A 3,959-nucleotide genomic window follows, 5' to 3' on the forward strand; every position below is an offset into this window, starting at 1 on the left:
GCCATGGAGAATCACCCCCTCACTAAAATTACCAAGGACGGAAAATACCCAATGTCTCCGCGCGACCGCAAGAAATTCGGTTCGCATTGGTGGCTTTCCTCGGCCAGGGCCGGCGCCTAGATTGGCCACCGGGTGCCACGAGGAGGGCAAGGAAGCATGGATCGCGTCGAGCCGGAGCCGGAGAGCCACGCCGAGATTCGCGCCGCGGTGCAGGCGCTCTGCGGCCGTTTCCCTGGCGAATACTGGCGGGAACGCGACCGCGAGCGGACCTATCCCTCGGAGTTCGTCGCCGCCCTGACGGAAGCCGGCATGCTGTCGGCACTGATTCCGGAGGAGTATGGCGGCAGCGGTCTCGGCATCTCGGCCGCGGCTGCGATTCTCGAGGAAATCCATCGCTCCGGCTGCAACGGGGCGGCGTGTCACGCGCAGATGTACACGATGGGCACGATCCTGCGTCACGGCAGCGCCCAGCAGAAGGCGCGCTGGCTGCCCGGCATCGCGGCGGGCGAGCTTCGCCTCCAGGCCTTCGGGGTGAGCGAGCCGACGAGTGGCACCGACACGCTGAGCCTGCGCACCACCGCCGTCCGCCGGGGCGACCGCTACGTCGTCAACGGCCAGAAGGTCTGGACCTCGCGGGCCGAGCATTCCGACCTGATGCTGCTCCTGGCCAGGACCACGCCGCGGGACCAGGTCGCCAAGCGCACCGACGGGCTGTCGGTGCTGGTGGTCGACATGCGCGAGGTGCGGGGACGCAGCCTGACGATCCGGCCGATCCGGACCATGTTCAACCATGGCACGACCGAAATCTTCTTCGACGACATGGAGGTCCCGGCGGAGAACCTGCTGGGGCAGGAGGGCAAGGGCTTCCGCTACATCCTGGACGGCATGAACGCCGAGCGCATCCTGATCTCGGCGGAATGCATCGGAGACGCGCGCTGGTTCATCGCCAAGGCACGCGACTATGCCAGCCAGCGGGTGGTGTTCGGCCGTCCGATCGGCCAGAACCAGGGCATCCAGTTCCCGATCGCGCGCGCCTATGCCGCCAGCGAGGCCGCCGCGCTGATGGTCGAGAAGGCGGCCCGGCTGTTCGAGGCGGGGCGGCCGTGCGGGCCGGAGGCGAACATGGCCAAGATGCTGGCGGCCGACGCCTCCTGGCAGGCGGCCGACATGTGCGTCCAGACCCACGGCGGCTACGGCTTCGCCGAGGAGTACGACGTCGAGCGCAAGTTCCGCGAGGCGCGCCTCTATCAGGTGGCGCCGATCTCGACCAACCTCATCCTGGCCTATCTCGGCGAGCACGTTCTCGGCCTGCCGAGATCCTACTGACCGGACGCCGCCGCGGCATCGGCATGTCCCGGGAGCGGTCGCCATCGCCGGGGAGGCGCGCGGCATGACCGACGCGCCGGTGTCGGCGGCCGTCATGCGCCTCTTCCAGGCCGCCCTCGACAGCGAGCAGCGCATCCATCTCGACAGCGACCGGGCGGCCGAGCATGCCGACCGGGCGCTGGCGACCCTGAGCCTCGTCCGGCGCGCGGTGCCCGACCGGCCCGACGTGGCCGCGGCAGTCGCGCGCGTCCTCGATCGTCTCGGCCGACCCGACGAAGGGCTGCGGGTCCTGGAACCACATCTGCGCGCGGACCGTCCCTGGACCCCGGTCGTGCAGGCCTATGGTCGTCTCGCCCCCGGTTGCGGCCAGACGGCGCGCGCCATCGCCATGCTGCGGCGCGCCGTGGCCGAGCCGGCGGCCGGTGCCAAGACCGAACCGCTCCACTACGAACTGGCGGTGCTGCTGGACCTCGAGGGCGATAGCGACGCGGCGTTTGCGGCGGCCCTGGCGGCGAATCGGTTGACGGCCCGCCGCCTCGGGGCGCTGCCGGTGCGGCCGCTGGCGGAACTCGTCGCCGACGTCGCCGGCCGCCCGCGACCGCCCCGTCCGGAGGCCGGCTTCCCGTCGCGCCTTCCGGTCTTCGTCGTCGGCTTCGGACGCTCGGGCAAGACCGTGCTGGAGGCGCTGCTGGCGGCCCATCCCGGGATCGCCGCCCTCGGCGAGCGCCGACTGGCGGTGCCGCGTCTGGTGCAGTCCCTCGGCAGCCGGATGACGCGGTTCGGACTGCCGCCCGTGGGGCGGGCATGGGAGGGGCCGCGCCTGCGGTCGGCCGGTCGCGACTTCGTCACGCGGCTGGCGGCGGCGGCGCCCGGCGCGGCGCGCGCCATCGACACGGCGCCCGAGAACGGGCTCGCGCTGCCGGCGATCGACGCGGCCCTGCCCGGGGCGACCTTCCTGCATCTGGTGCGCGATCCGCGCGACACCTGCCTCGACATGTTCTTCCACTTCCAGAAGAGCCGGCTGATGCGCGCCTGGGACCTGGCCGAGGGCGCCCGCTCCTGGTGCGCCTACCGGCGCCTCATGCGCATGTGGCGGGAGCGTTTCGGCGTGCGCCTGGCGCAGATCCGCTACGAGCGGATGGTGACGTCGCCGGCCCCGGTCCGCTCCGAGGCGCTGCGCCTGCTCGGGCTGACGCCCGTCGACCGGCCGGCGGAACTGGTCCGCCCGCGGGTCGACCCGGCCGGCCGCATCGACCGGTCGCGGACCGTCGAGGACCGGCATGTCGGGCGCTGGCGCCGCTATGGCCGCCACATCGGCCCGCTGCTGGAGGTCTTCGGCGACGCGGACGAGCCGGTCATCCCGACCGCGGACGGGTGAGGGGGATTGCCGCCGGCCGCCCGGCGAACGCATCCTGGGCCCCGCATGCAGTTTCCGAGCGAGATCCGCAGCCACCGGCTGGTGCTGCGCCGCCCGGTCCAGGCCGACGCGCCGGCGATCTTCGACGGCTACGCCCGGGACCCGGAGGTGCTGCGCCACCTCTCCTGGCGCCCGCACCGCAGTCTCGCCGAGACGCAGGGCCATCTCGACTATTTCACGGCGCAGTGGGCGACGGGCGAGCGCGGTGCCTATGTCATCGACACGGCCGAGCGGACTGGCGTCGGCGGCATCGACCTCCGCCTCGGCGACGAGGGCCGCACGGTCGCCGTCGGCTATGTCCTGCGGCGCGACCATTGGGGGCGCGGGCTGATGACCGAGGCCCTCGGGGCCTGCATCGGCGTGGTCATGGCCGACCCCGGCGTGTGGCGCGTCTGGGGCCACTGCGACGTCGAGAACCTCGCCTCGGCCCGGGTGATGGAGAAGGCCGGCATGGCCTTCGAGGGCGTCCTGCGGCGCTGGGCGCTCCATCCCAACCGCGATCCCGTGCGGCCGCGCGACTGCCGCGCCTACGCCCTGGTGCGGGAGCCGGCCGGCCGCGATTAGTGCCGGCTGCGGCGCGTGGTATCGTCCATGTCCACCCGCTCGGGGAGACACCGATGGCCGATGCCGCGCTCGCCCTGGTCCAGCGCCTCTATCGCCGCTACAGCGAAGGCGCCATCGACGAGTTCTTCGCCGTCATCGACCCGGGCTTCACGCTCGTGTCCTGCGGCCCGCCCGGCCGCTTCGCGACGTCGGGGACCTGGACCGGGCCGGAGGGGCTCCGGGCCTACCTGACCTGCCTTGCCGGCGAGTGGGCGATCGAGGAGCACACGCCGATCGAGTTCGTGCAGCAGGGCGGGCGGATCGTCGCCCGCACCCGCGTCCAGGCGCGGCACCGCCGCACCGGCCGGGTGGTGCGCATCGAGAAGGCCGACTTCTGGTTCGTCGAGGGCGGCCGGGTCCGCTCCTTCCAGGAGATCTTCGACACCGCGACGGTGCTGGAGGCGGCGTCGGGCTAGGCGCCGGCCAGCCGCGCGACCTCCGCCACCAGGGCGTCGGCCTCGGCCTCGCTGTTGTAGTAGTGGGGCGAGGCACGGACGAGACGGTCGATGCCGCGCCGCTCCATGTCCCAGCGCGTGCCGGCGACGGTCGAGACGGTGGTGTTGATCCGGCGCGCCGCCAGCGCCTGCTGCACCGCCTCGGCGGCGGTTCCGGC

General features: G+C 72.8%; 4 protein-coding genes and 1 pseudogene. 4 read left to right on the forward strand and 1 reads right to left on the reverse strand.

The window, feature by feature from the left end; all coding sequences use genetic code 11:
- Positions 1 to 156: 156 nt before the first annotated feature.
- From ACE3Q3_RS23255 to ACE3Q3_RS23270, 4 genes are all read left to right on the forward strand, one after another.
- Positions 157 to 1,326, forward strand: a complete 1,170-nt coding sequence (locus tag ACE3Q3_RS23255; protein ID WP_374450058.1) for an acyl-CoA dehydrogenase family protein — start codon at positions 157 to 159, stop codon at positions 1,324 to 1,326.
- Positions 1,327 to 1,390: 64 nt separating this feature from the next.
- The gene (locus ACE3Q3_RS23260) at positions 1,391 to 2,704 is read left to right on the forward strand and encodes a sulfotransferase (RefSeq protein WP_374450060.1); all 1,314 of its coding nucleotides are present in this window, start codon (positions 1,391 to 1,393) and stop codon (positions 2,702 to 2,704) included.
- Positions 2,705 to 2,749: 45 nt separating this feature from the next.
- On the forward strand, positions 2,750 to 3,307 hold the full coding sequence (locus ACE3Q3_RS23265) for a GNAT family N-acetyltransferase (RefSeq protein ID WP_374450064.1): 558 nt from the start codon (positions 2,750 to 2,752) through the stop codon (positions 3,305 to 3,307).
- 53 nt (positions 3,308 to 3,360) lie between these two features.
- Positions 3,361 to 3,762, forward strand: coding sequence for a nuclear transport factor 2 family protein (locus ACE3Q3_RS23270; RefSeq protein ID WP_374450067.1), 402 nt, complete (start codon positions 3,361 to 3,363; stop codon positions 3,760 to 3,762).
- Here ACE3Q3_RS23270 and ACE3Q3_RS23275 read toward each other — a convergent pair.
- Positions 3,759 to 3,959 (reverse strand): annotated as a pseudogene (locus ACE3Q3_RS23275) (aminotransferase); the annotation flags it as partial. The gene ACE3Q3_RS23270 and the pseudogene ACE3Q3_RS23275 sit on opposite strands and share 4 nt — an antisense overlap.

Source organism: Allostella sp. (assembly GCF_041913585.1).
Taxonomy (GTDB): Bacteria; Pseudomonadota; Alphaproteobacteria; order ATCC43930; family Allostellaceae; genus Allostella.

What these genes read in the sequence shown, in the direction of transcription:
- ACE3Q3_RS23270 (WP_374450067.1), top strand. Translation starts at nt 3,361, where the DNA reads ATGGCCGATGCCGCGCTCGCCCTGGTCCAGCGCCTCTATCGCCGCTAC.
- ACE3Q3_RS23265 (WP_374450064.1), top strand. Translation starts at nt 2,750, where the DNA reads ATGCAGTTTCCGAGCGAGATCCGCAGCCACCGGCTGGTGCTGCGCCGC.
- ACE3Q3_RS23260 (WP_374450060.1), top strand. Translation starts at nt 1,391, where the DNA reads ATGACCGACGCGCCGGTGTCGGCGGCCGTCATGCGCCTCTTCCAGGCC.
- ACE3Q3_RS23255 (WP_374450058.1), top strand. Translation starts at nt 157, where the DNA reads ATGGATCGCGTCGAGCCGGAGCCGGAGAGCCACGCCGAGATTCGCGCC.